We start from the raw sequence: 23,441 nt of genomic DNA, 5'->3' as shown, positions 1-23,441 counted from the left end.
CCGCCACCGCGCAGGAGAGCACGGCGGCGGCGACGGCGGCGACGGTGGCGCGGAGGAGCCCGCCGTACCTGCGGGGCGAGTGGAGCGCGGGCATGACCGGGTGCGCTCCGTTCAGGACCGGGCCCGCTGGCCGCGCCGGGTCAGCCAGAGCACGCCGGCGGCGCCGGAGAGGATCACGGTGGCGCCGAGGGTTCCGAGGGCGATGGCGGAGTCCTCGGGACCGGTCTGCGGGAGGCTGCCCCCGGTGGAGCCGGTCGAGCCGGTGGATCCGGTCGATCCCGTCGATCCGGTGGCACTGCCGCCGCCGGGGGCCGTCACGTCGAGTTCCAGTGACGGACCCGGGCTGTTGCCCGGGGTGCAGGTGGTGGTCGTACCCATCGCCTTGATCGTGAGCACGCCGGCGGTAAAGGTGACCTTGCCGGACTTCTTGGGCGTGTACGTGCCCGACAGGTCGCTGATCTTGATGGGCGTATTGGCCGGGATGGCCTCGGGGTTGGGCGGACCGGAGACCGGTACCGACACCTTCTCCGCGCCGCCGGCCACGATCACGGCGCTGGGCGTCATCGCGCCCTTGCCGAGCTCGATGGGGCTGGAGGAGACGCCCTTCTGGAAGGACATCGTCAGCTTGTACCCGCTGCCCTCCTTGACGGCCTTGATCTCGATCGGCGACACCGCCGATTTGTCCCCGATGGGGGTCTTGCAGTCGTACTTGACGTCGACAACGGCCGCATGGGCTGCAGGGGCGGCCAGCAGTACCGCCGTCCCCGCCAGCGCGGAGGCCAGCGCGAGCGCGGTGGAGCGTTTCCGGTCGGACACCTTCGTCTTCCCCTCGAACCTTGGGCCACAAGTTACTGACGGCACATCAGATTGGTGGCTCAAGGTACGCCCGGGGCCTCACGGAGGGAAGACACGGGACAGCGCCGTATCAACAGCCCGTCCATAGGTCGCAGTCCGCCCCCGGCGGCGGACTGCGGCGTCCGGATTACGGCTGTTTCAGGCCGTCTTGCGGCCCTTCTGCCAGACGGCCGAGACCAGCGGGACGCCCGGCCGGTAGGCGAGGTGCACGTGGCTCGGGGCGTCGAGGAGGGCCAGGTCCGCGCGGGCGCCGGGGGTGAGGGTGCCGATGTCGGCGCGGCGCAGGGCGCGGGCGCCGCCGGCGGTGGCGGACCACAGGGCCTCGTCCGGGGTCATCCCCATGTCGCGGACGGCGAGGGCGATGCAGAACGGCATCGAACTCGTGTAGGAGGAGCCCGGGTTGCAGTCGGTCGACAGCGCCACGGTGACCCCCGCGTCGAGGAGCCGGCGCGCATCGGGCCACTGCGCACGGGTGGAGAACTCGGCGCCGGGCAGCAGCGTGGCGACGGTCGTCCCCGCCGCCTGGGCGAGGGCGTCCACGTCGGCGTCCGTGAGGTGGGTGCAGTGGTCGGCGGAGGCGGCCTCCAGCTCGACGGCGAGCTGTACGCCGGGGCCGTGGGAGAGCTGGTTGGCGTGGACGCGCGGGATCAGCCCGGCGGCGGCGCCGGCGGTGAGGATCGCACGGGCCTGCTCGCCGTCGAAGGCGCCCTTCTCGCAGAACACGTCCACCCAGCGGGCGTACGGGGCGCAGGCGGTCAGCATCTCGCCGGTGACGAGGTCCACGTAGCCCGCCGGGTCGTCGGCGTAGTCCGGGGAGACGATGTGCGCGCCGAGGTAGGTGACCTCCTCGGTGTGCGCGGAGGCGATGCGGAGTGCTCGTGCCTCGTCCTGGACCGTGAGGCCGTAGCCGGACTTGGTCTCGAAGGTGGTCGTGCCCTGGCGGCGGGCCTCGTGGAGGTGGCGCAGCAGGTTCGCCTCGAGCTCGGCGTCGGAGGCGGCGCGGGTGGCGGCGACGGTGGTGCGGATGCCTCCGGCGGAGTAGCTGTGGCCGGACATGCGGGCGTTGAACTCGGCAGTGCGGTCGCCCGCGAAGACGAGGTGGGAGTGGGAGTCGACGAAGCCGGGGATGGCCGCCCGGCCCTCGGCGTCGTACGTCTCGTCCGCCGCGGGGGCCTTGCCGGCGGGGCCGACCCAGGCGATCTTGTCGTCCTCGATGACGACCGCGGCGTTGTGGATGAGGCCCAGGGGGGTGCCGTCGCCGAGGGCGGGGTCGTTGGTGACGAGGCTGCCGATGTTGGTGATGGCGCTGGTGGTGGTCATGGGTCGTCCTCGGGGTGGGGGAGGGCCCGCCGCAGGCGGCGTGGTCAGCCGCGGAGGGCTGCGATGGTGGTGGCCAGGGTTGACGGGACGTCCGCGACCAGGGTGTGGGCGCCGTCGCGGACGATGTGGCGGCCCCCTACCACGGTGTGCCGGACGTCCGCCGCCGTCGCGGCGAACACCGCCGTCTCCGCGCCGAGGCGGGGCAGCGGTCCCGCCGTGCGGACCGAGTCCAGCGCGACGGTGGTGAAGTCCGCGAGCGCGCCCGCCTCCAGGCGCCCCGCGTCGGGCCGCCCCAGCGCCGCGTGGCCGTCGGCCGTGGCCGCCGTGAGCAGGGCGTTCGCCGTCCAGTGGCCCCGGGTCCGGCTGCTCAGGCGCTCGTTCAGCTCCATCGCCCGCGCCTCTTCGAGCAGGTCGATCACCGCATGGCTGTCGCTGCCCAGCGAGAGCGGACTGCCCGCGCGCTGGAGGCGTACCGCCGGGCCGATTCCGTCGGCGAGGTCGCGTTCGGTGGTGGGGCACATGCAGGTGCCGGTGGTGGTGGAGCCGAGGAGGGCGATGTCCCCGTCGGTGAGGTGCGTGTTGTGCACACCGGTGGTGCGCGGGCCGAGCACCCCGTGGTCGGCGAGCAGCTCGGTCGGTGTGCGCCCGTGGGCGGCCTGGCAGGCGTCGTTCTCGGCGGTCTGCTCCGAGAGGTGGACGTGGAGCGGGGCCCGGTGCTCCTCGGCCCAGGCGGCCACGGTGGCCAGTTGCCCCGCCGGAACGGCGCGCACCGAGTGGATCGCGGCGCCGATCAGGGCGTGTTCGCGGGGCTTGAGGGCGGAGACCCGCTCCGCCCAGGCGTCCGCGGTGGAGTCGGAGAAGCGCAGCTGGTGGGGCTCGGGAGCCCGGCCGAAACCGGAGGACAGGTACGCCGTGTCGAGGAGCGTGATGCGGATGCCGGCCTCGGCGGCGGCGGCGAGCAGGGCCTCGCCCATGGCGTTGGGGTCGGCGTAGGGGACTCCGCCCGGGGCGTGGTGGACGTAGTGGAACTCGCCGACGTTCGTGATGCCGGCCAGCGCCATCTCGGCGTAGACGGCGCGGGCGAGCGCGAAGTAGCTGTCGGGGGTGAGGTTCTGGGCGACCTTGTACATGAAGTCGCGCCAGGTCCAGAAGGTCCCGGAGCCGACCTGGACCGTCCCGCGCAGCGCCCGGTGGAAGGCGTGGCTGTGCGCATTGGCCAGGCCCGGGACCGTCAGGCCGCGCAGGACCTCCGCTCCCGGGGGCGGGGTCTCGGCCCCGGTCCGCAGGGCGGAGATCCGCCCGTCGTCGGTCACGTCAAGGGCGACGCCCGGCTCGACATGGGTGCCGAGCCAGGCGTGCTCCAGCCAGTACGTCTTCAGCACGTGCCCCTTCACCTGCATGCGAGGCCTTCCAGTACGTCGGCGAGGGCGAGGACGCCTGCCACGCAGTCGTCCTCGGCGGCGAACTCCCGCGGGGAGTGGGAGACCCCGGTGGGGTTGCGTACGAACAGCATGGCGGTCGGGACGGCCGCCGAGAGGATTCCGGCGTCGTGTCCCGCGCCGGTGCCGAGCACGGGCACGGAGCCGCCGAGGATCCGGTTCATCTCCTCGCGCAGGGCGTGCTCGAACTCGACGACCGGGGTGAAGGACTCCCGGACCACCGCCAGGTCGATCCCTTCCTGGTCCGCGCGCTCGCGGGCCGCCTTCTCGATCGCGGTCACGACCGTGTCGAGGGTGGCCTGGTCTGCGGCGCGGGAGTCGAGCCAGCCGCGTACGAGGGACGGGATGGCGTTGACCCCGTTGGGCTCGACGGCGATCTTCCCGAAGGTGGCCACGGCTCCGGCGAGGGCCGCCTCGGCGCGGGCCGCGAGCACGGTCTGCGCGTACGTGAGCATCGGGTCGCGGCGGTCGGCCAGCCGGGTGGTGCCGGCGTGGTTGGCCTCGCCCCGGAAGTCGAAGCGCCAGCGGCCGTGCGGCCAGATCGCGGAGGCGATGCCGACGCGGTCCCCGGACAGGTCCAGGGCCCGGCCCTGTTCCACGTGGAGTTCGACGAAGGCGCCGATGCGGGCGAGGCGTTCGGGGTCGGCCCCGATGGTCTCGGGGTCGTAGCCGGCTGCCTCCATGGCGCGGGGCAGGCTGACGCCGTCCGCGTCGCGGAGCTCGTACGCCTTCTCCTTGGTCAGCTGCCCGGCGGCAAGGCGGGAGCCGACGCAGGCGAGACCGAAGCGGGCCCCTTCCTCGTCGCCGAAGTTGGTGATGGCCAGGGGCCTGGAGAACTCCGCTCCCCTCCTGCGGAGTTCGTCCAGGGCCGCGAAGGAGGACACCACCCCGAGGGGGCCGTCGAAGGCCCCGCCGTCGGGGACGGAGTCCAGGTGGGAGCCGGTGACGACGGCGTCACCGGCCAGGGGGTCGCCGAGCCAGGCCCACTGGTTGCCGTTGCGGTCGGTCTCGTACGCGAGCCCGCGCGCCTCGGCCTGCGCCTGGAACCAGGTCCGGCAGTCGGCGTCGGCGCCGGTCCACGCGTAGCGGCGGTAGCCGCCGCTGCCCGCGTCCCGGCCGATGGGCCGGAGCTCGGCCCACATCTCGTGGAACGAGGCTCCGGCGGCGGCGTCCTCGCTCACGCGTCGTCGCCCTCGCGCATCGGGATGCGGACGCCGCGCTCGTCGGCGACCGTCTCGGCGATGTCGTAGCCGGCGTCGACGTGGCGGATGACGCCCATGCCCGGGTCGTTGGTCAGGACGCGGCGGATCTTCTCCCCCGCGAGCTTCGTGCCGTCGGCGACCGTGACCTGGCCCGCGTGGATGGAGCGGCCCATGCCCACGCCGCCGCCGTGGTGGATGGACACCCAGGAGGCGCCGGAGGCCACGTTGACCATGGCGTTGAGCAGCGGCCAGTCGGCGATCGCGTCGGAGCCGTCGAGCATGGCCTCGGTCTCGCGGTACGGGGAGGCCACCGAGCCGCAGTCCAGGTGGTCGCGGCCGATGACCAGCGGGGCGGCCAGGGTGCCGTCGGCGACCATCTCGTTGAAGCGCTCGCCGGCCTTGTCGCGCTCGCCGTAGCCGAGCCAGCAGATACGGGCGGGCAGACCCTGGAAGTGGACGCGCTCGCCCGCCATCTTGATCCAGCGGTGCAGGGACTCGTTCTCGGGGAAGAGCTCCAGCATCGCCTTGTCGGTCTTGTGGATGTCCGAGGCCTCGCCGGACAGCGCCGCCCAGCGGAAGGGGCCCTTGCCCTCGCAGAACAGCGGCCGGATGTAGGCGGGGACGAAGCCGGGGAAGGCGAAGGCGCGGTCGTAGCCGGCCAGCTGGGCCTCGCCGCGGATGGAGTTGCCGTAGTCGAAGACCTCGGCGCCCGCGTCCATGAAGCCGACCATGGCCTCGACGTGCGTGGCCATGGACTCGCGGGCGCGGGTGGTGAAGCCCGCCGGGTCCTTGGCGGCGTAGTCGGCCATGTCGTCGAAGTCGACGCCGACCGGCAGGTAGGCGAGCGGGTCGTGGGCGGAGGTCTGGTCCGTCACGATGTCGATCGGCGCGCCCTCGGCGAGCATCTGCGGGAGGAGGTCGGCGGCGTTGCCGAGCAGGCCGATGGAGAGCGGCTTGCGGGCGTCGCGGGCCTCGACGGCGAGCTGCAGCGCGTGCCGCAGGTCGTTCGCCTTGACGTCCAGGTAGCGGTGCTCGATGCGGCGGTCGATGGCGCGCGGGTCGACGTCGATGCAGATGGCGACGCCGTCGTTCATGGTCACGGCCAGCGGCTGGGCGCCGCCCATGCCGCCGAGGCCGGCGGTGAGGGTGATCGTCCCGGCGAGGGTCCCGTTGAACTTCTTGGCGGCGACGGCCGCGAAGGTCTCGTACGTTCCCTGGAGGATGCCCTGGGTGCCGATGTAGATCCACGAACCGGCCGTCATCTGGCCGTACATGGTCAGGCCCAGGTTCTCCAGGCGGCGGAACTCCTCCCAGTTGGCCCAGTCGCCGACCAGGTTGGAGTTCGCGAGGAGCACGCGCGGCGCCCACTCGTGCGTCTGCATGACACCGACCGGGCGGCCGGACTGGACGAGCATCGTCTCGTCCTGCTTGAGGGTCTGGAGGGTGCGGACCATCGCGTCGTACGAGCGCCAGTCGCGGGCGGCCTTGCCGGTGCCGCCGTAGACGACGAGCTTGTCGGGGTGCTCGGCGACCTCGGGGTCGAGGTTGTTCTGGAGCATCCGCAGCGCGGCCTCCTGCTGCCATCCCAGGGTGCTCAGCTCGGTACCTCGTGCGGCCCGTACGGGGCGGGGTCCTGACATGGCGGTGCCTCCTCCGTTGTTGGTCTATCTATTCACATCCTTGCGCCCTGAATAGATTCAGTCAACAGCTGCGGGCGGACGCGCCGGATGATGGGATGGCGGACATGGCAGTCGACGCACACCGCTACGCCGCCGCGGACGCCGCGGGCCGACGGGACCTGGCCGTACGGGCAGCCGTGGACCAGGGCCTGATCGACGAGGACGCACCCCTCCTCTGCCTCCTCGACACGGCCGGCATCCGCACCTCCGCCGCCGCCCTGACCAGCACCTTCGCCCGGGCCCTCGCCCCCGGCACCCCCGTCCTGCACGCCTTCGCCGTCAAGGCCGCCCCGCTCGTCCCGGTCCTGCGGCTGCTCGCCGACGCCGGGCTCGGCTGCGAGGTGGCCAGCCCCGGCGAGCTGGCCCTGGCCCGCGCGGCCGGGGTCGCGCCGGAGCGCATCGTCCTCGACTCCCCCGCGAAAACGGCCGCCGAACTGCGGGAGGCCCTGGCCCTGGGCGTCGCGGTGAACGCCGACAACCGCCAGGAACTGGCACGGCTCGACGCACTCGTCGCCCAGGCCCCGGCGGCCACCGCCTCCCCGATCGGCGTACGGATCAACCCGCAGACCGGCGCGGGCAGCATCGACGCCCTCTCCACCGCCACGGCCACCTCGAAGTTCGGCATCGCGCTGCGCGATCCGGGCGCGCGCGAGTGGCTCGTACGGGCCTACCTGGACCGGCCGTGGCTCACCCGGCTGCACACCCACTCGGGGTCCCAGGGGGTGCCGCTGGCGCTCATCGCCGAGGGCGTGCGGGAGCTGTACGCGCTGGCCGAGGAGATCAACGCGGCGGCCGGACGGCGGCAGGTCGACACCCTCGACATCGGCGGCGGCCTGCCCGTGAACTTCACCTCGGACGCGGCCACCCCCACCTACGCGGACTACGCGGACGCGCTGCGCTCGGCCGTCCCCGGGCTCTTCTCGGGGGCGTACGGGCTGGTCACGGAGTTCGGCCGGTCCCTGACGGCCAAGCACGGGCTGGTGCTCTCGCGGGTGGAGTACACGAAGACCACCGGCGGACGGCCGATCGCGCTCACGCACGCGGGGGTCCAGTTGGCCACCCGTACGGTCTACGCCCCGGCGGCCTGGCCGGTGCGGATCCTGCCGTACTCCGCGAAGGGGGCTCCGCTGACGGGACCCGTCGTCGCCCAGGACATCGCCGGGCCGGCCTGCTTCGCGGGGGATCTGCTGGCGGCCGCGCGGGAGCTGCCGCTACTGACCCCCGGGGACCTGGTCTGCGTGCCCGACACGGGGGCGTACGCCTTCACCGCGCACTACGGGTACAACAGCCTGCCGCGGCCGGCCGTGCACGGCTTCACCGTGAGCCCCTCGGGCGAGGTCCGCTTCGCCCTGGCCCGCGCGGCCCAGTCCCCGTCCGCCATCGTCGCGGAAGCGGGCGCGAACACCCCCGACGCCCTCCTCTGACGCCCCCGCCCCCGTCACCCGGGGCTGCCGCCCCCGCGAACCCGCTGCGCGGGGCGAAGTCCCCAACCCGCCCTTCCCCCGTTCCCCGGGCTCCGCCCGGACCCCCTGGGGCTCCGCCCCAGCCCCCGGTCCTCAAACGCCGGACGGGCTGAAGCGGGGCACCGGGGCTGAAGTCAATCCGGCCCCCCGGGCCGGGGACGGGGGCGGGGTGGGGTGTCGGCCTGGACGTAGAGCGTGATGTGTGGCGCAGCAACACCCCGCCACCGTCAAGGCAAACACGGGGCGCCTAAATCATGCAGTCCAGGCCGACACCCCACCCCGCCCCCGGCACCGGCCCACCCGCAGCCCACCCCCCACCAGGTCACGTGGACAGGAGGGTCGCCTCCAGGGACGGAGTCAGCGCCGCGACCACCGCCTCCGCCGAGAGCTCCGCCACCGGCGGGAGACGGAGCAGGTAGCGGGTCAGGGCCAGGCCCAGGAGCTGGGTGGCGACCAGGCCGCCTGCGCGGGCAGCCCGCTCGGGCCCGAGCACCGCCGCCAGCGCCGGCGCGACCTGGGTCGCGAAGACCTCCCGCATGCGCGCCGCCGCCGCTTCGTTGGTCACCGCGGAGCGCAACAGCACGAGCAGCGCGTCATCCGCCGGATCCCCCTCCCACCGCTCCACGAAGTGCCGTACGAGCACCTGGGCCAACTCCCCCACCGGGACCCCCGCCAGGTCCGGGAGCCGCAGGTCCACCGCGAGGGCCGCGTCGAAGAGCCGCTCCTTGCTGCCGAAGTACCGCATCACCATCGACGGGTCGATCCCCGCGTCCGCCGCGACGCCGCGGATCGTGGTCCGTTCGTACCCCTGCGCGGCGAACCGTTCCCGCGCCGCCCTCAGGATCGCCGCCTTCGTCTGCCCACCCCGGGTCTCGCCCGCCATGCCAGCCACACCGACCACTCCCACCACCCCATCTCACGTCCTGCCAACAAGCGTAGGCCAACAACCGTTGACATGTCATCGCATCCGCTGCACCCTGAAGTCAACAGCCGTTGGCCAACAAGCGTTGGCATTCCGGAGGAGAACAACGATGCCGCTCCCCGCCACCACCCACGTCGCCATCGTCGGCGCCGGCCCCACCGGCCTCACCCTCGCCCTGACCCTCGCCGAGGCCGGCATCGACTTCGTGCTCCTGGACCGGGAGGCCGAGGGCGCCCACACCTCCCGCGCCGCCGTGGTCCACGCCCGGACCCTGGAGGTCCTCGACGAGCTCGACCCGGCCACCTGCGCCGAACTGGTCCGGCGGGGCACGGCCGTCACCCGGTTCCGGATCCGCGACGGCGCCCGCCCGCTCGCCGCCATCAGCTTCGACGGACTGCCCACCGCCCACCCGTACGCCCTGATGGTTCCCCAGGACCAGACCGAGGCCGTGCTCCTGGACCGGCTGCGCACCCTCGGCGGCGACGTCCACCGCCCGTACGAGGTCACCGCAGTCACCCAGGACGCCGCCGGTGTCACCCTCACCACCGCCACCGGCGAGACCCTGCGGGCCGCCTACGCCGTCGGCGCCGACGGGATGCACAGCACGGTCCGCCAGGCCGCCGGGATCGGTTTCACGGGCAGCGCCTACGACGAGTCCTTCGTCCTCGCCGACGTGACGATGGACTGGAACCCGGGCCCCCGGGAGGTCTCCCTCACCTTCGGCGCGGCCGGCCTCACCGTGGTCGCCCCGCTCCCCGGAGGCCGCTACCGCGTGGTCGCCACCGTCGACGACGCCCCCGCCGAGCCGGACCGGCCCTTCGTCCAGGCCCTGCTGGACGCCCGTGCCCCCGGCCAGGCCGCCGTCGCCGACGTCGTCTGGTCCTCCCGGTTCCGGGTCCACCACCGGGTCGCCGACCACTACCGCGCCGGCCGCCTGCTGCTCGCGGGCGACGCCGCGCACGTGCACAGCCCCGCCGGCGGCCAGGGCATGAACACCGGCATCCAGGACGGCCACGCCCTCGGCCGCGCCCTCGCCACCACGCTCGCCACCGCCCGCGACACCGGCACCGGCACCGGCACCACCGCAGCCCTCGACGCCTACGAGGCCACCCGCCGGCCCGTGGCCCTGCGCGTGGTCGCGGTGACCGACCGGATGACCCGGATCGCCACCACCCGCAATCCCGCGCTGCGCGCCGTACGCAACACCCTGCTCCCGCTCCTCGCCCGCGTCCCGGCACTCAACCGCCGCCTGGCCACCGAGCTGGCGGAGCTGAACTACCGCTAGGGCATCTACCGAAAAGGGGGGCTACTCCACGAACAGCCCGCGCGCCGCGGCCCGCGCGTCGAAGGCCTCCAGCCTCGCCTGGGCGTCCGGCAGCGCGTCCGCCATCGCCTCCAGCAGCACCCGCCCGAGCAGCATCGGCGCGCACGCCGTGTCGAAGGCCAGGCCGGTGCCGACAGGCGCCGGAATCAACAGGTCGCAGTGGCGGGCCACCGGCGCGAAGGCCGAGTCGGCGACCGTCACCACGGTCAGCCCGGCCCCCCGCGCGTGCTCCAGGGCCTCCGCGACCTCCTTCGGATGGCGGGGCAGCGCGAAGCACAGCAGGGCCGAGGCCCCGGCGCCCGCGGCCGCGTCGATCCGGTCGGCGAGCATCGAGCCGCCCTCGTCGAGCAGCCGTACGTCGGGGTGGACCTTCGCGGCGAAGTACGCGAACCCGCGCGCCTGCGAGGAGGCCGCGCGCAGCCCCAGTACGGGCAGCGGGCTCGACCCGGCCAGCAGCCGCCCGGCTTCCCGTACCGGCGCCGGGTCGGCGAGCATCGCCGAGAGCTGCCGCAGGTTCTCGATCTCGCCCTGCACGGCCTGCTGGTACTCGTTGTACGCGTCCTCGTCGCCGCCCCCGGCCCGCTCGGCGGGGGCCACCTCCCGCAGGTGCCGGCGCAGCGCGGGATAGCCGTCGAAGCCCAGGGCCACCGCGAACCGGGTCACCGACGGCTGGCTCACCCCGGCCAGCTCGGCGAGCTCCACGCTCGACAGGAAGGGCACCTCCGCCGCCCCGCGCACCATGCAGTGCGCGATGCGCCGCTGGGTCGGCGTCAGCCGGTGCCCCTCGAACAGCTTCTGCAGCCGGGCCGCAGGGCTCTCGCTCATCCCGTTCCCCTCCGTCCCGTCCGCCGGGCGGCCAGGCGGCCACCGACGGGATATTCAGTCACCGAGCACTCTGCATGCGGTTATGCAGGACGGCAACCCGCGCCCGCGATCCGAGACCCTCCGGGGGCGTTCCGCGAGGCATTCCACCGGGCCCCCGAACCCCGTTCCCCGCCTCTGGACCGGGAACTTCGGCCTCTGCTTCACCGCCCGCGTCGTCTCGATGCTGCGCGACACGATGATGCGTGTCGCCGTGGCCGTGGCCGTGGCCGTGGCCACGGCCATGATCCCGCTCGGCTACGGGGTGAGCGGCATCGGGTACGCGCTCGGCGCGCGGACGGGCTCCTCTGCCCCTGGTTCGTGATCGGCGGATCGGTGCTCGGCGGCATCGCGACAGCAATGTTCCAGCCGGGCACCGCCGGTCTCGTCCCGCAGGTCTCCGCCGCCCCCGCCCGGTCCGCACCCTGGTCCGGCGCGATACGGGGGCTAGCCCCACTGCCGCCGAGGACGGCGGCTCCTAGGCTGACGGGATGGAGTCCCAAGAGTTGAAGAAGGAACTCTCCGCCACGCTCGACGCCCGGCGGGAGCTGGGGGCGGAGTACGAGGCCGCGCTGGTGGACTCGTTCGTGGAGAAGGTCGACACGCAGGTCCGCAGGCGCCTCGCGGAGGAGCGGCTGACCGCGGCCCGGGGAACGCACCCGGGCGCGGCGGAGTCCGCGGACGGGAACTTCGGGGAGCGGTTCGGCTTCGCGATCGTCACCCTCGTGCTGGCGATCCCGCTCTCCGCGATCGGCGCCGCACAGGCCCAGCTCAGCGGCCTGGTCGTCGCCTGGCTCGGCATTCTGGGCGTCAATTTCGTCCACGCGGCGAAGTTCGGCCTGCTCCGCCGGGGTGATCGGCGTCCCGATCCGCTGGACTGACGGACCGCCGGCAGCGGGCCCGGCGGGCACAGGGCCCTGCATGCCGCCCGCGGACACGAACATGCGCGGGGACCGCCGCACCCCGGTTTCCCGGGGGCGGGACGACGGCGGTCCCCGCGCAGGACACGGGCCGGGTCAGGGCCGTCCGCGCGTCCGTGGCGTCCAACGCGGTCCGGGAGCCGCTCCGGAGGTGCGCCGACGCCGTTCGTGTTGCCGGCCGGGGCCCGGTTTCCCGGGCTTCCCTGCCGACAACCACCACTGTGCCGGAGCCGTGTTAAGCCGGTGCTGCCGTCACGTGTCGGGCCCGTACCGTTTGCGCGTCGTCCGCACGCGGCCGCGCACGCAGCGCCGTACGCGGCCCCGTGCGCGGCCCCGTGCGCGCTACTTGGCGCCCTTGGCCAGGAACGCCAGCAGGTCCTGACGGCTCACCACACCGGTCGGCTTGCCCTCGACCAGCACGATCGCCGCGTCGGCCTCGCCGAGCACCGCCATCAGCTCGGAGACCGGCTCGCCCGAGCCGACCTGCGGCAGCGGCGCGCTCATGTGCTTCTCCAGCGGGTCGCCGAGGGAGGCGCGCTGCGCGAACAGCGCCGCGAGCAGCTCCTTCTCGACCACGGAGCCGATGACCTCGGCGGCCATCACGTCGGGGTGGCCGGCGCCCGGCTTGACGATCGGCATCTGCGACACGCCGTACTCGCGCAGCACCTCGATGGCCTCGCCGACGGTCTCCTCGGGGTGCATGTGGACCAGGGAGGGGATGCCGCCCGCCTTGTCCGCGAGCACGTCCCGGATGCGGGCGGAGGGGCCCGCGTCCTCCAGGAAGCCGTGTCCGGCCATCCACTCGTCGTTGAAGATCTTGCTGATGTAGCCGCGCCCGCTGTCCGGGAGCAGGACGACGACCACGTCGTCCGGGCCGAGGCCCTCGGCCGCCTTGAGCGCGGCGACGACCGCCATGCCGCAGGAGCCGCCGACGAGCAGGCCCTCCTCCTTCGCGAGGCGGCGGGTCATCTGGAAGGAGTCCTTGTCGGACACCGCGATGATCTCGTCGGTCACGGTGGGGTCGTACGCGGTGGGCCAGAAGTCCTCGCCGACGCCCTCGACGAGGTACGGGCGGCCGGAGCCGCCGGAGTAGACCGAGCCCTCGGGGTCCGCGCCGATGACCTTCACGCGGCCGTCGGAGGCCTCCTTGAGGTACCGGCCGGTGCCGGAGATCGTGCCGCCCGTGCCGACGCCCGCGACGAAGTGGGTGATCTTCCCGGCCGTCTGCTCCCAGAGCTCGGGGCCGGTGGTCTCGTAGTGCGAGCGCGAGTTGTTCGGGTTGCTGTACTGGTCGGGCTTCCAGGCGCCCGGGGTCTCGCGCACGAGGCGGTCGGACACGTTGTAGTACGAGTCCGGGTGCTCGGGGTCGACGGCTGTCGGGCAGACCACGACCTCGGCGCCGTACGCGCGCATGACGTTGATCTTGTCAGCCGAGACCTTGTCCGGGCAGACGAAGATGCACTTGTAGCCCTTCTGCTGGGCCACGATGGCGAGTCCTACACCCGTGTTGCCGCTCGTGGGCTCCACGATGGTGCCGCCGGGCTTGAGTGCTCCGCTCTGTTCGGCGGCCTCGATCATCCGCACGGCGATCCGGTCCTTCACGGATCCGCCGGGGTTGAAGTACTCGACCTTGGCCAGGACGGTGGCCTGAAGGCCTTCGGTCACGCGGTTGAGCTTCACCAGCGGGGTGTTGCCGACGAGGCTGATCATCGAGTCGTGGAATTGCACCATGTTCTCCAAGGAGGGGACTCCACGGGTTCTCCGGGAGGCACAGCCAGACTATGCGGAAAGGGATTGGCCGACCGGCACTACGGGGCAGGTAGGTCAACAGGACGGCGGGGTCGGCAGCGACGACGCAGGGATCCGGCCAAGGGACCGAGAAGGTGGCTTGAAGGGTGTCCAGGGCGAGGACGGCCCGCCGCATCGCGGCGGGGGCGGCGTACGGCGGGGGCGGGCTGGGGCTCGTCGGGGCCGCCGCGGTGGGGCTGGTCGTGGCGGAGATGCAGTTCGCGAAGCGGACGGTGGGCACGGGGCTGCCGGATCCACCGCGCGCGGACGGGCTGTACGGGAGCGAGTTCGGTGGTCCCGAGCTGAGTCCGGGCCCGCTGCGGTTCGGCGTGCTGGGCGATTCCACGGCCGCCGGGCTGGGGGTGAAGCGGGCCAGACAGACTCCGGGCGCCCTGCTGGCCTCGGGGCTGGCGGCGGTGGCCGAGCGGCCGGTCGAGTTGCGCAACGTGGCGCTCTCGGGTGCCATGTCGGACGACCTGGACCGCCAGACGGGTCTGCTGCTGGACGGTGACGCCCCGCCCCCCGACGTGTGCGTGATCATGATCGGCGCCAATGACGTGACCCGCCGGATGCCGCCCACCCAGTCGGTGCGGCTGCTGACCGCGGCCGTACGCCGGCTGCGGCTCGCGGGCGCCGAGGTGGTGGTCGGCACCTGTCCGGACCTCGGCACCATCGAGCCGGTGTACCAGCCGCTGCGGTGGCTGGCCCGCCGGGTCTCGCGCCAGCTCGCGGCCGCCCAGACGATCGGGGTGCTCGCGCTGGGCGCCCGTACCGTCTCGATCGGCGACCTGATGGGGACGGAGTTCGCGACGAACCCCCGCGAGATGTTCGGACCGGACTCCTACCACCCCTCGGCGGAGGGGTACGCGACCGCCGCGATGGCCATACTGCCGACCCTGTGCGCGGCCCTGGGCGTCTGGCCCGAGTCGGACCGCCTCGACGTCTCGCGCAACGAGGACATGCTCCCGCTGGCCAAGGCCGCCTCGGCGGCGGCGGGGCAGGCCGGCACCGAGGTGACCGGGGCCCGCGGCGCGTGGGCCCTGCTCAAGTACCGGCGCAGGCGCCGGGTGCCGGGCGAGGACCTCGCGGAGGAGACCGGGGGAGCCGCGCCGGACGGCGCGCCGCCCGGTGCGGCGAAGGTGACCAGAGCGACCGGAGTCACATCGCAAGGGCAGTGACCTCGACGGTACGGGGCGGTAACTTCGCATGCGGTCCCGGTACGACACCACCTCCCTTGGAGCCCCGATGCCCGAAGCCGTCATCGTTTCCACCGCCCGTTCGCCGATCGGGCGCGCTTTCAAGGGATCCCTCAAGGACGTCCGCCCGGACGACCTGACCGCCACGGTGATCCAGGCCGCCCTCGCCAAGGTGCCCGGCCTGGACCCGCGCGAGATCGACGACCTGATGCTGGGCTGCGGCCTCCCGGGCGGCGAGCAGGGCCACAACCTCGGCCGGATCGTCGCGGTGCAGATGGGCATGGACCACCTGCCCGCCACCACGATCACCCGCTACTGCGCCTCCTCGCTCCAGACCTCCCGGATGGCGCTGCACGCCATCAAGGCGGGCGAGGGCGACGTCTTCATCTCCGCGGGCGTCGAGATGGTCTCCCGGTCCGTGAACGGCTCCTCCGACGGCATCCCGGGCACGCACAACCCGCTCTTCGCCGAGTCCGAGGCGCGCACCAAGGAGGTCGCCGAGTCCACCGGCTCCTCCTGGCACGACCCGCGCGAGGACGGCCGGACCCCGGACGCCTACATCGGGATGGGGCAGACCGCGGAGAACCTGGCCCGGCTCAAGGGCGTGACCCGTGCCGACATGGACGAGTTCGGCGTGCGCTCGCAGAACCTGGCCGAGGAAGCCATCAAGAACGGCTTCTGGGCCCGCGAGATCACCCCGGTCACCACCCCCGACGGCACGGTCGTCTCGCAGGACGACGGCCCGCGCGCCGGGGTCACCCTGGAGGCCGTCCAGGGCCTCAAGCCCGTCTTCCGCCCCGACGGCCTGGTCACGGCCGGCAACTGCTGCCCGCTGAACGACGGCGCCGCGGCGCTGGTCGTCATGAGCGACACCAAGGCGCGCGAGCTGGGCCTGACCCCGCTGGCCCGCATCGTGTCCACCGGCGTCACCGGCCTCTCCCCCGAGATCATGGGCCTGGGCCCGGTCGAGGCCTCCAAGCAGGCGCTGAAGCGGGCGGGCCTGACCGTCGGCGACATCGACCTGTTCGAGATCAACGAGGCCTTCGCGGCCCAGGTGATCCCCTCCTACCGGGACCTCGACATCCCGCTGGAGAAGCTGAACGTCAACGGCGGGGCCATCGCCATCGGTCACCCGTTCGGGATGACCGGCGCGCGCATCACGGGCACGCTGATCAACAGCCTGCAGTTCCACGACAAGCAGTTCGGCCTCGAAACCATGTGCGTCGGCGGCGGTCAGGGCATGGCCATGATCATCGAGCGCCTCAGCTGAGTCCGCGGTGAGCGCGGCCCCCGGGATCAAGAGCCGAGGCCAGACGCCGTAAGGGATCTGCTTGATCCCTTTCGCCGTACTGACACCGAATCTAATCCTGTCGCGGCCATTCTGTGACCAAATGTCCCCCAGGATGTGACCTTCGTCCTGGGGGATCATTGTTTCCGCAGGTCAGGTGCCATTGGGGCGGGGGCATCGGGACGAAAGGCCTGTCCAATTCATGACGTAATGCACTGCAAGCCATTCCCAGGGCAGGACAAGCTGATGTAGGAAGTCGGGGGATCGAATCAATCAGGAGTTAGTCAGTGAGCGCCATGTCTCTTGCCCTACTGCTGACCACGGCCGCTGCCACGGCCGTCGGCGCTGCTGCGCTGCACGCCGTCCACGGCCTGCGCAAGCAGGTCACCGCACTGCGCGGTGAGCTGACGGTTTCGCACGCCCGTGGCGCCACCGTCCCGCACGCCCGCAGCGCAGTGGAGTCCCCCGCCGCCGAGATACGAGCCGCCGTCGCCGAGGCCCTCGCCGAGGAGCGCGAGCGCGAGCTCGCCGAGGCGCGCGCCTTCTGGGCCGCTCAGGAGGCGCGCGACGCCGCCGACGCCCCCTCGCTGCTGGGCGGCCTCTCCGCCCTCGGCGAGGAGAGCCCCGTCTTCCTGCCCCGGCAGGCGGACATGGTCGGCCTGGAGCCGCTCCTGGGCGACGACGCCGAGGACTACCAGGGCTATCCGGAGGACTCGGCCGAGCTGGCCGCCGCCCGCCGGCGCCACCCCTCGCACCCGGACTTCGTGCCCGTGCAGGCCTCGCACCCCGGCGCCGACCACGAGCGCACGGTGAACCGCCTGGAGGAGCTCGCGGAGGCCCGTACGGCCCTCGCGGACGTCCGCCCCGGCCCGCTGGGCACCCTGGACGTGTACGTCTTCACCGACGGCACGACGCTCTGCATGACCCCGGGCCACCGGGAGACCGCCGAGCGGCTCGCCGACGCCCTGCGCTCGGGCAGCGCACCGGTCCTGCTGGGCGGCTCGGGCATCTCCGGCGCCTACGCCCTGACCTTCTCCTGCGGTGACTCCGAGGACCCGGACAGCAACGTCTACATCCTCGCCGACCGCGTCATCGCATCGCTCTGAGTCCTCGCGGCACCCCGAGTCACCGCAGCGCCCTGGCTTCCGCCTGATCCACCAGCCGAACGGCCTCGTCCAGCACCTCGGACGGGGCCTTCGCCGTATCCGGACCCGCGGCAGGTCCCGCGGCCGGGCCCGCCGCCGCGGCGTGCAGGGCCTCGGCGAGGTCCAGCCCGGCCACGGCCAGCTGGTCGCCGACGACGAAGATCCCGTCGTCGGGCATCGTCCGCGCCGGAGCCGCCCCCGTGCCGCCCCCGGAGCCCTCGGCGGCCTCCTCCAGGCGCTGGGCCCGCAGCGAGAGCTCCCGGGCCAGCTCCAGCGCCACCTCGGCGGCACCCTGCTGGAGTCGGCTCTGCGGAGCGGCCCGCAGCCGGTCGGCGAAACGTTCCACGGCGGCGGTCAGGGGTGAGGTATCGAGCACCCGGCCGACCTTACGCGCCGCCGCGGCGCCATTGCCAACGGGCGAACTCTCCGGCACGGTGGCGTGAAGAGAACAGCACAGCACGGCGATACCCCCGGAGGCGCCCATGTCCGTCGAGTTCTCCGAACAGACCCACCGCAACATGATCGACAGAATCCCCCAGACCACCGGTCGTGACCTCTCCGACTGGCTCCGGGCCGTGGACGACGGCCCCTCCCTCGTCCGGTTCGAAGAGAAGGTCAGCTGGCTGCTCGGCGCGCACGAGCTGTCGTACGGCCAGGCCAAGGCGATCATCCACGAGTACGACCTGCGCAGGGCCGCCCGCAAGTTCGGCTGAGCCGGCCCCTGCCCCCGTCCGGAGCCCCGACGTCCGGGGCCCGAGCCCCAAGCCCCCGACTCCCTGACCGCCCGATCGACCCGATCACCCGATCTGTTGACCCCCGACATGCGGGAAGGCCCCGCGAGCGTGTGCTCGCGGGGCCTTCCTCAGCTCACAGGGGGTACCGGCAGGTACTAGTCGCCCTTGAGGATGGAGATCAGGCGCAGCATCTCCATGTAGATCCACACCAGGGTCATGGTGAGGCCGAAGGCCGCCAGCCAGGACTCCTCGCGGGGGGCGCCGTAGGTCACGCCGTCCTCGACCATCTTGAAGTCCATGGCGAGGAAGGCGGCACCGAGGATGATGCCGATGACGCCGAAGAGGATGCCGAGGCCGCCGCTGCGGAAGCCGAGGCCGTCGCCGCCCGCGAAGGCGGAGAACAGCAGGTTGACGACCATCAGGAGCATGAAGCCGATGGCGGCCGCCGTCACGAAGCCGACGAAGCGCCGGTTCACGGTGATCCAGCGCATCTTGTAGGCGATCAGCACGCCGGCGAACACGCACATCGTGCCCATGACGGCCTGGACGACCGTACCGGGGCCGATGTAGGTGCTGACGGCCGAGCTGATGACGCCGAGGAAGACACCCTCGAAGGCCGCGTAGGCCAGGATCAGCGCCGGGACGGGCTTGGCCTTGAACGACTGGATCATCGCGAAGACGAACGCGATGAGCGCGGCGCCGATGGCGATGCCGTACGACTTGTTGATGTTGGCCGGGTCGACCGGAAGCGCGATCCAGGAGACGGCCGCCGTCAGGATGACCGTGCCGAGCGTCATGGCCGTACGGCTCACGACGTCGTCGATGGTCATCGCGTTGTCGCGGACCGGCGCCTGCGGCATACCCGTGGCCGGGTCCGTCGCGTAGGGGTTGGTCGCGTACGGGTTGGTGGCGGTCCCGGCCTGGGCCTGGGGCTGCTGCGTGCCGAAGCCCGCGTAAGCACCGTTGTCGCGGCTGAACCCCCGTCGCGAGAAGACCGGGTTGCTGCTCCTCATCTCACTCCTCCATGGCCACCGTGCGCGGCCTTGGAATCAAGAGTAATGCGAACGCAAAGGAATCGCCCTACTGCTGGAGGAGGATCTTTCCCCGCTGGTACGGGCCCGCTCCGCGGGACGGGCGGGGGTACGCGTTGCCCCCCGCCCTCCGCACGTTCCGGCCTGAAACGGAACGTCATCGTGCCCGAAGCCGGACTTGAACCGGCACGACCCGAGGGTCAGCGAGGTTTAAGCTCGCCGTGTCTGCATTCCACCATCCGGGCAGGGCGTAGCGGCCCCGTGGGATAAAGCCTTGGACGCTGCGGCGAGCCTATCCGGAACACGTGGGCCCCCACCTGGGCGTCTCGCCGATGTTGTCTTATTTTATTGGCGATTGATGCCCCGTCAGGGCGCAGAAGGCGCGGTCGGCACGTTCCGGACGTCGATCATGACCACCACGGGATTGACGGGATTTCGATGGCCCGCGCCACCCTGCACGCCACCCCGTGCGCCACCCCCTCGGCCCGGCTCGGTTTCCGGTCCCGTCACGGCTCCCGCGCCCCCTCCCGTTCCGGCTCCGCCCCGGCCTGCGCTCCGGCTTCCGCCGCCCCTGCGCCACCCCTCCCCCGGGGCACCCGCCCGGCGCCTCCCCGCACGTGCGCCCGGCGGCTGTCATACCAAAGGAGGAGGCGCAGCCCTGTGCGGTCAGCCTCCGGTGGACCGGAGAAGGGGCATCACGGCTGATCCGGAGGGGGTGTGGGCGCCGCGACCATGGAAAGGTCCCGCCGACCGCGGGCCGTGAGCCAGGTCCGCACGCCCCGCCCCCGACAGGAGTCGCCCCCGTGACCACCATGAACTACGCCCCGCACACCGCCCAGGCCGTCGCCGCGCGCGCCTCCGGGCTCTCCAAGGTGTACGGCCAGGGCGAGACCCAGGTGGTCGCTCTGGACAACGTCTCCGTGGACTTCGCCCAGGGCCAGTTCACCGCGATCATGGGCCCCTCCGGCTCCGGCAAGTCCACGCTGATGCACTGCGTCGCCGGCCTGGACACCTTCTCCGCCGGATCCGTCCGCATCGGCGAGACCGAGCTGTCCACCCTGAAGGACAAGCAGCTGACGCAGTTGCGCCGGGACAAGATCGGCTTCATCTTCCAGGCCTTCAACCTGCTGCCGACCCTGACCGCCCTGGAGAACATCACGCTCCCCATGGACATCGCCGGCCGCAAGCCCGACCAGCAGTGGCTGAACTCGGTGATCACCATGGTCGGCCTCTCCGACCGCCTCTCCCACCGCCCCACCCAGCTCTCCGGCGGCCAGCAGCAGCGCGTGGCCGTGGCCCGCGCCCTGGCCTCCCGCCCCGAGATCATCTTCGGTGACGAGCCCACCGGAAACCTCGACTCGCGCTCCGGCGCCGAGGTCCTCGGCTTCCTGCGCAACTCCGTGCGCGAGCTCGGCCAGACCGTCGTGATGGTCACCCACGACCCGGTCGCCGCCTCCTACGCGGACCGCGTCATCTTCCTCGCCGACGGCCGCATCGTCGACGAGATGATCGAGCCCACCGCGGACGGCGTGCTCGACCGCATGAAGGCCTTCGACGCCAAGGGCCGCACCAGCTGAGGGACGTCCCTCGCCCCCGTCCCCGCTGACCCCACAGACCTGGACCCCACCACCATGTTCCGTACCGCCCTGCGCAACGTGCTCGCGCACAAGGCCCGGCTGCTGATGACGGTGCTCGCCGTCGTCCTCGGCGTCGCCTTCGTCTCCGGCACGCTCGTCTTCACCGACACCGTCGGCAAGGCGATGTCGAACCAGTCCGCCAAGAGCTTCGACGGCGTGGCCGTCTCGGTCACCTCCTACGGCGCCCCCCGCAACGACGAGGGCGTCAAGGAGGGCGAGCCGGGCATCAGCCAGCAGACCCTCGACAAGGTCAAGGCGCTCGGCGGCGTGGACGCCGTCTCCGGCCGCGTCCACGGCTTCGCCGCCGTGGGCGACCAGGACGGCAAGCTGATCGGCAACGGCTGGTCCAACACCGGCGCCAACTTCGTCCCCCTCAAGGACGGCAAGGACCCCCGCTACGCCTTCACCGAGGGCAACGGCCCGGCCAGGGCCGACGAGATCGCCCTCGACAAGGAGACGGCCAAGCGCGGCAAGTACAGGGTGGGCGACAAGGTCCGGGTGGCCGACAACGGCCCGGCCAAGGAGTACACGCTCGCCGGCGTCTTCACCACCGAGGACGGCGCGGTCAACGCGGGCGGCTCGCTCGTCCTGTTCGACACCCCGACCGCCCAGCAGCTCTACCTGCGGCCCGGCTTCTACGACGAGCTCGCGGTCAGCGCCAAGGCCGGAGCCTCCGCCGACCAGCTCCTCACCGAGATCAAGCCGATCGTCGGCAAGGACGCCAAGGCCCAGACCGGCGCGCAGCTCGCCGCCGAGCAGGCCAAGGACATCGAGGCCGGCATGAACAGCATGAACCAGATGCTGCTGACCTTCGCACTGATCTCGCTCTTCGTCGGCATCTTCCTGATCTACAACACCTTCACCATGCTGGTCGCCCAGCGCACGAAGGAGCTGGCCCTGCTGCGCGCCGTCGGCGCCAACCGCGGCCAGGTCAAGCGCTCGGTCCTGGCCGAGGCCCTGGTCGTCGGCGTCATCTCCTCCGCCATCGGCCTGATCGCCGGCGTCGGGCTCGCCGTGGGCATGCGCTCCGCGATGAACGCCTTCGACGTCAAGATCCCGGCCGGTCCGCTGGTCGTCGCCCCGGTCACCATCGCCGCCGCGATCGGCATCGGCATCGTCGTCACGATGCTGGCCGCCTGGCTGCCCGCACGCCGTACCGCCAAGATCTCCCCGGTCGCCGCCATGGGCAGCGCCCACCTGCCGGCGACCGCCAAGTCCCTGGTGCTGCGCAACAGCATCGGCGGCGCGGTCACCCTGCTCGGTCTGCTCGGCATCCTCGGCGGGGCGATGACGGGCAAGGACGGCAAGATGCTCATCGGCGCCGGCGCCTTCCTCACCATGATCGGCATCATCATCCTGCTGCCGGCCCTCTCCCGCCCGGTCATCGCGGCGGTCCGCCCGCTGCTGGAGAAGGTCTTCGGCGTCGCCGGCAAGCTGGCCGCGCAGAACGCGGTCCGCAACCCGCGCCGCACCGCCGTCACCGCGGCCTCGCTGGCCATCGGCCTGACCCTGGTCACCGCCCTGTCCGTGCTCGGCATCACGATGGGCAAGGCCATCGACCGGATGACCACGGACAACCTCAAGGCCGACTACAACGTCTCCATGGGCGAATCCTTCGGCAGCATGGATCCCTCCGTGCTCCCCGCCCTGGAGAAGGCCCCCGGCGTCACGGCCGTCTCCCCGCAGATGGGCGGCAGCATCCGGACCGGCGACGGCGGCGACTACCGGTCCGTTTCCGGAGTCAACCCCGCCACCATCGGGCAGCTCCTCAACTTCGACGTGGTCGGCGGGCAGCTGTCCAGCCTCGCCAAGGGCGAGGTGGCGGTCGCCGAGAAGACGGCGAAGGAGAACAACCTCGTCGTCGGCTCCACCCTGAAGACCACCTTCGACGACAACAAGAAGGCGGACCTCAAGGTCGGCGCGATCTACAAGGACATGGAGGGCATGCTCTCCCCCTACGTGATCGACTACAAGATCCTCAGCCGGCACACCGAGGAGCCGTACATCCGCGAGGTCTTCGTGAAGATGGACGGCGGCGCCTCCGAGAAGGGCGAGCAGGCCCTCGTCGACGCCCTCGGCAAGAACCCGGCGATCACCTTCGCCACCCAGCAGGACATCCGCAACCAGATGGGCGGCATGATCAACACCGCCCTGAACATCATGTACGGCCTGCTCGCCATGGCGCTCATCATCTCGGTCCTCGGCGTCGTCAACACCCTGGCGATGTCCGTGTACGAGCGGACGCAGGAGATCGGCATGCTGCGGGCCATCGGGCTGGACCGCGGCCGGGTCAAGAACATGATCCGGCTGGAAGCCATCGTGATCTCGCTCTTCGGCGCGGTCATCGGCGTGGCCCTCGGCACCTTCATCGCCTGGGCCGTGGGCGAGACCATCAAGGGCTCGATCCCGAACTACGCCCTGGTGATCCCCTTCGACCGGATCGCGATCTTCATGCTGCTGGCCGGCATCGTCGGCGCCCTGGCGGCCATGTGGCCCGCCCGCAGCGCGGCCCGGCTGAACATGCTGACCGCGATCAAGACCGAGTAGCCGCCCGGCACCGGCAACGGCGCCCGTACGAAGGCCGAGGGCCCCGCGATCTCCGCGGGGCCCACCGCCGGTCCCGTGAGGCTGCTCATG

The 23,441-nt window shown here is 72.3% G+C and carries 20 protein-coding genes and 1 tRNA gene; 10 read left to right on the top strand and 11 right to left on the bottom strand.

All coding sequences use genetic code 11. The features are described 5' to 3' along the window. Positions 1-111 precede the first annotated feature (111 nt). The 5 genes from ABZY57_RS18430 to hutU form a co-directional block, all read right to left on the bottom strand. Complete coding sequence (locus tag ABZY57_RS18430) at positions 112-816, bottom strand: LPXTG cell wall anchor domain-containing protein (RefSeq protein ID WP_356513110.1); 705 nt, start codon at positions 814-816, stop codon at positions 112-114. A 177-nt stretch (positions 817-993) separates the two neighbouring features. Then, on the bottom strand, positions 994-2,175 hold the full coding sequence (hutI, locus tag ABZY57_RS18425; protein ID WP_356513108.1) for an imidazolonepropionase: 1,182 nt from the start codon (positions 2,173-2,175) through the stop codon (positions 994-996). A gap of 44 nt (positions 2,176-2,219) precedes the next feature. Then, positions 2,220-3,575 carry a formimidoylglutamate deiminase gene (locus tag ABZY57_RS18420; protein WP_356513106.1) on the bottom strand — a complete coding sequence of 452 codons (1,356 nt, stop codon included), beginning with the start codon at positions 3,573-3,575 and terminating at the stop codon, positions 2,220-2,222. After that, positions 3,566-4,756 (bottom strand): allantoate amidohydrolase, encoded by a 1,191-nt coding sequence (locus ABZY57_RS18415; protein ID WP_356513122.1) that lies wholly within the window; start codon positions 4,754-4,756, stop codon positions 3,566-3,568. Before ABZY57_RS18415 ends, ABZY57_RS18420 begins: the two co-directional genes overlap by 10 nt. 35 nt (positions 4,757-4,791) lie before the next feature. Beyond that, a complete protein-coding gene (gene hutU, locus ABZY57_RS18410; protein ID WP_356513104.1) occupies positions 4,792-6,456 on the bottom strand; it encodes a urocanate hydratase in 1,665 nt (554 codons plus the stop codon). A 104-nt stretch (positions 6,457-6,560) separates the two neighbouring features. Here hutU and ABZY57_RS18405 point away from each other — a divergent pair, with 104 nt between their 5' ends. Continuing rightward, entirely contained in the window at positions 6,561-7,919 is a 1,359-nt protein-coding gene (locus ABZY57_RS18405; protein ID WP_356513102.1) for a diaminopimelate decarboxylase, read from the top strand. Positions 7,920-8,280: 361 nt separating this feature from the next. Here the strand turns inward: ABZY57_RS18405 and ABZY57_RS18400 are convergent, their stop codons facing one another. Beyond that, positions 8,281-8,841 carry a TetR family transcriptional regulator gene (locus ABZY57_RS18400; protein ID WP_356513120.1) on the bottom strand — a complete coding sequence of 187 codons (561 nt, stop codon included), beginning with the start codon at positions 8,839-8,841 and terminating at the stop codon, positions 8,281-8,283. Between the two features lie 148 nt (positions 8,842-8,989). On the opposite strand from ABZY57_RS18400, the gene ABZY57_RS18395 reads away from it, so the two are divergent. Then, the gene (locus ABZY57_RS18395) at positions 8,990-10,165 is read left to right on the top strand and encodes an FAD-dependent oxidoreductase (RefSeq protein WP_356513100.1); all 1,176 of its coding nucleotides are present in this window, start codon (positions 8,990-8,992) and stop codon (positions 10,163-10,165) included. Between the two features lie 21 nt (positions 10,166-10,186). Here ABZY57_RS18395 and ABZY57_RS18390 read toward each other — a convergent pair whose 3' ends face one another. Next, positions 10,187-11,029 (bottom strand): MurR/RpiR family transcriptional regulator, encoded by an 843-nt coding sequence (locus ABZY57_RS18390; protein WP_356513098.1) that lies wholly within the window; start codon positions 11,027-11,029, stop codon positions 10,187-10,189. Between the two features lie 82 nt (positions 11,030-11,111). On the opposite strand from ABZY57_RS18390, the gene ABZY57_RS18385 reads away from it, so the two are divergent. Together ABZY57_RS18385 and ABZY57_RS18380 are read left to right on the top strand one after the other, a co-directional pair. Further along, positions 11,112-11,390 carry a hypothetical protein gene (locus ABZY57_RS18385; RefSeq protein ID WP_356513096.1) on the top strand — a complete coding sequence of 93 codons (279 nt, stop codon included), beginning with the start codon at positions 11,112-11,114 and terminating at the stop codon, positions 11,388-11,390. A gap of 166 nt (positions 11,391-11,556) precedes the next feature. Continuing rightward, the gene (locus ABZY57_RS18380) at positions 11,557-11,946 is read left to right on the top strand and encodes a hypothetical protein (protein WP_356513094.1); all 390 of its coding nucleotides are present in this window, start codon (positions 11,557-11,559) and stop codon (positions 11,944-11,946) included. Positions 11,947-12,327: 381 nt separating this feature from the next. On the opposite strand, the gene ABZY57_RS18375 is transcribed toward ABZY57_RS18380, so the two are convergent. Next, the gene (locus ABZY57_RS18375; protein ID WP_356513118.1) at positions 12,328-13,713 is read right to left on the bottom strand and encodes a cystathionine beta-synthase; all 1,386 of its coding nucleotides are present in this window, start codon (positions 13,711-13,713) and stop codon (positions 12,328-12,330) included. Positions 13,714-13,880: 167 nt separating this feature from the next. Here ABZY57_RS18375 and ABZY57_RS18370 point away from each other — a divergent pair, with 167 nt between their 5' ends. From ABZY57_RS18370 to ABZY57_RS18360, 3 genes are all read left to right on the top strand, one after another. Then, on the top strand, positions 13,881-14,951 hold the full coding sequence (locus ABZY57_RS18370) for an SGNH/GDSL hydrolase family protein (RefSeq protein ID WP_356513092.1): 1,071 nt from the start codon (positions 13,881-13,883) through the stop codon (positions 14,949-14,951). A 67-nt stretch (positions 14,952-15,018) separates the two neighbouring features. Further along, the gene (locus ABZY57_RS18365; RefSeq protein WP_356513090.1) at positions 15,019-16,239 is read left to right on the top strand and encodes an acetyl-CoA C-acetyltransferase; all 1,221 of its coding nucleotides are present in this window, start codon (positions 15,019-15,021) and stop codon (positions 16,237-16,239) included. A 314-nt stretch (positions 16,240-16,553) separates the two neighbouring features. Next, positions 16,554-17,363 (top strand): hypothetical protein, encoded by an 810-nt coding sequence (locus tag ABZY57_RS18360; protein WP_356513088.1) that lies wholly within the window; start codon positions 16,554-16,556, stop codon positions 17,361-17,363. A 19-nt stretch (positions 17,364-17,382) separates the two neighbouring features. Here ABZY57_RS18360 and ABZY57_RS18355 read toward each other — a convergent pair whose 3' ends face one another. Next, the gene (locus tag ABZY57_RS18355) at positions 17,383-17,778 is read right to left on the bottom strand and encodes a hypothetical protein (RefSeq protein WP_356513086.1); all 396 of its coding nucleotides are present in this window, start codon (positions 17,776-17,778) and stop codon (positions 17,383-17,385) included. Between the two features lie 106 nt (positions 17,779-17,884). Between ABZY57_RS18355 and ABZY57_RS18350 the strand changes: the two genes are divergently transcribed. Then, positions 17,885-18,115 (top strand): DUF4287 domain-containing protein, encoded by a 231-nt coding sequence (locus ABZY57_RS18350; protein WP_356513084.1) that lies wholly within the window; start codon positions 17,885-17,887, stop codon positions 18,113-18,115. Positions 18,116-18,291: 176 nt separating this feature from the next. Here ABZY57_RS18350 and ABZY57_RS18345 read toward each other — a convergent pair whose 3' ends face one another. Beyond that, positions 18,292-19,149, bottom strand: a complete 858-nt coding sequence (locus ABZY57_RS18345) for a Bax inhibitor-1/YccA family protein (protein WP_356513082.1) — start codon at positions 19,147-19,149, stop codon at positions 18,292-18,294. Positions 19,150-19,330: 181 nt separating this feature from the next. After that, positions 19,331-19,412, bottom strand: a tRNA-Leu gene (locus tag ABZY57_RS18340). A 567-nt stretch (positions 19,413-19,979) separates the two neighbouring features. Between ABZY57_RS18340 and ABZY57_RS18335 the strand changes: the two genes are divergently transcribed. After that, positions 19,980-20,744, top strand: a complete 765-nt coding sequence (locus ABZY57_RS18335; protein WP_356513116.1) for an ABC transporter ATP-binding protein — start codon at positions 19,980-19,982, stop codon at positions 20,742-20,744. A 54-nt stretch (positions 20,745-20,798) separates the two neighbouring features. Continuing rightward, positions 20,799-23,351, top strand: coding sequence for an FtsX-like permease family protein (locus ABZY57_RS18330; protein ID WP_356513080.1), 2,553 nt, complete (start codon positions 20,799-20,801; stop codon positions 23,349-23,351). Positions 23,352-23,441: the final 90 nt, after the last annotated feature.

It is taken from the genome of Streptomyces sp. NPDC006450 (genome assembly GCF_040612195.1).
Lineage (GTDB): Bacteria > Actinomycetota > Actinomycetes > Streptomycetales > Streptomycetaceae > Streptomyces.
The sequence above is the reverse complement of the archived record's forward strand: the minus strand, read 5'-3'. Positions and strand labels throughout refer to the sequence as shown.